Genomic DNA, 2413 nt, shown 5'->3' on the forward strand with positions numbered 1-2413 from the left:
AGCGGCAGGAGCCGGCCGGTTGGCACGCCGCCACCCCTGCCGCGGCGGCTGGGGCCGACCAGTTCTCACAGGTGACCGCCCCGCCGACCACCCAGCCCCTGCCGACCGGGCCTACAACGACCGAACCCACTACAACCGAGCCCACGGTTGCCGCCGGCAGGATTGGCGACCGAGTGACCGTCTCCGACGAATTCGGTGATGCCCAATTCGAGGTCACCGTCACCAAGGTGAAGTTCTCCACCGGTGATGAGTTCGAGCAGCCAGAGCACGGCCTGTTCATGGGCGCCTATGTGCGGGTCCGCGCCCTCGCCGACGAGCAGGACACGATCTCGGCCGCCGAGATATCTGCGCTAGTCGGCGGCCATCGCTACGCCGGCGACGTGGTCAGCCTCCTGCGCGCCTTCGACCCACCCCTGGACTATTTGCTGGACAAGGGCCAGCGGGCGGCCGGCTGGCTGGTGTTTGATGTGCCGGCCCGGCACGGCCGGCTCGTGCTGCGCGACATCATCGACGAGCACCAGCTCGCGGAATGGAAGTACTGAGCTCGAGCTTCGCTGGTCATGGCGGCTAAGTCGAGGTTGTCCGCCACGCGGAGCCGCATGGCATGCGCGGCACATTCCGCCTCCGCGCTCATCGCGGCAGACATCCCAGGTTGTTAGGTGTCAAGCGGCGGCTTTGGTGTGGTGGGCCCAGGGTGTGTGTTCGTCGTAGGTGGTGCCGGTTTTGAGGCAGCCGTGCAGGATGCCGACGAGTCGGTTGGCGAGTTGGCGCAGCGCCGCTTGGTGGCCGATCTGACGGTTGCGTCGGTGTTGGTAGTAGGTCTTGGCTCCGGGGGAGCCGCGCATTGAGCAGAACGCCCATTGCTGCAGCGCGTCGCCCAGGCGTCGGTTGCGGGCGTAGCGGGCGAGCACGATCTTCTTCTTACCTGAGGCGCGGGTGATGGGTGCGGTGCCGGCGTAGCATTTGCGTGCCTTGGCGTCGAGGTAGCGGTGCGGGTCGTCGCCGAACTCGCCGAGGACCCGGGCCGCGAGGATCGTGCCGAGCCCGGGTTGGCTGGCGTAGATCTCAGCGTCCCGGTGGCGGCCAAAATGCGCGCTCACCACCTGGCCGAGCTGGTCAATCTGGGTGTTGAGGGTCTCGATGACGGCGACCTCGCTGGTCACGATGGCGGCGTAGGCGGCCTGGATCACCGTCGACTGGCGTAGCGGTTCGGCGCGCAGCACCGCCTGCAGTGCGGTGGCCTTGTCGTCGATGTCGCGGCGGTTGGCCCGCCGCAGCGCGGCGCTGATCGTCGACTTGCTCAGCTGTGCCGCCTGTTCGGGGTCGGGCGCCCGGTGCAGCAGCTCGAGCGCGTCCGGGGCGTCGAGGTCGGGAAACGCCTGCAGCGCAGCGGGGAAGAACTCCCGCAGCGCCGACCGCAGCCGCAGGACGTGGCGGGTGCGGTCCCAGATCAGGCTCTGGTGAGTGCGGGCGGTGAGCTTGATCGCCTCACCCTGGTCGCTGTCACCGGCCAGCGGCCGGTGGTGCCCGCGGTCGAGCCGCACGATCTCGGCCAGCAGGTGCGCATCCGCGCTATCGGACTTCGCGCCCGAGGTCGAGTGCCGTTCCCGGTAGCGGGCCACCGACATCGGGTTGATCGCGAACACCTCATAGCCGGTGGCCACCAGCGCGGCCACCCACGGTCCGCGGTCGGTCTCGATGCCGACCTTCACCAGGCCCGCCACCTGTGCCGGCTCCCAATCGGCCCACCCTTCGGGCAAATGCTCGCCGATCAGTGCGTGCAGCACGGTGATCCCGTCCAGCCCGTTGGACAGCCGTCGACGTGCCAGCACCCCGCCGGTGTCGTCGACAATCTCGACGTCGTGATGATCCTCGGCCCAGTCATCTCCCACGAACAGCATCGCGCCTCCGAACAATCGGCCTGCACACATCGGCAGCGTGGAGGAGACAGCCAGCGATCTAACGGTCGAGTGCTCACGCACACAGGCGGGCCACGTCATCCCAGCAGCGGTCTCGCCTCCTCACGACCAGCGGGCCCACGGTCTGCCGCAAGACCTCAAGGGCCAATCCGGGAAGTGCTGACCCGCTGGCCGCCACCGGAACCGAGCCTGCCAAACAGACACGGCACAAACCATTAGATCCGGTCAACGCAGGCGGCGGATGCTACCGGGGCACTTCGTCGCGCAACGGGACCTGGATGGCGTCGATGAATGCCCGCTCGTCTTCGGTTAGTTCCGCGGCGGCCAGGATCCGCTGGACGATCGCGTTCGTGCCGCGGCCGTACTGGTCGATGTCCCCGGCCGCCGCGCCGACCCGTCGCTTCACGGCGGCGTACTCCGCTCGGAGGACCGGGTCCGAGCGCAGAATGTCCCTGACGGCGAGGTGGTTGCGCAGCGACAGGCAGCCGTCGACA

3 protein-coding genes are annotated in these 2413 nt (G+C 68.5%); 1 reads left to right on the forward strand and 2 read right to left on the reverse strand.

The window, feature by feature from the left end:
* Positions 1–173: 173 nt before the first annotated feature.
* Positions 174–542, forward strand: coding sequence for a DUF4352 domain-containing protein (locus VGR06_RS00635; RefSeq protein WP_327556922.1), 369 nt, complete (start codon positions 174–176; stop codon positions 540–542).
* 120 nt (positions 543–662) lie between these two features.
* Here the strand turns inward: VGR06_RS00635 and VGR06_RS00640 are convergent, their stop codons facing one another.
* Together VGR06_RS00640 and VGR06_RS00645 are read right to left on the reverse strand one after the other, a co-directional pair.
* Positions 663–1901 (reverse strand): IS110 family transposase, encoded by a 1239-nt coding sequence (locus VGR06_RS00640; protein WP_327556924.1) that lies wholly within the window; start codon positions 1899–1901, stop codon positions 663–665.
* Positions 1902–2163: 262 nt separating this feature from the next.
* On the reverse strand, positions 2164–2413 hold a 250-nt coding region (locus VGR06_RS00645), incomplete at its 5' end, for a GrpB family protein (RefSeq protein ID WP_327556923.1).

Source organism: Actinophytocola sp., assembly GCF_036002505.1.
Classification (GTDB): domain Bacteria; phylum Actinomycetota; class Actinomycetes; order Mycobacteriales; family Pseudonocardiaceae; genus DASYTH01.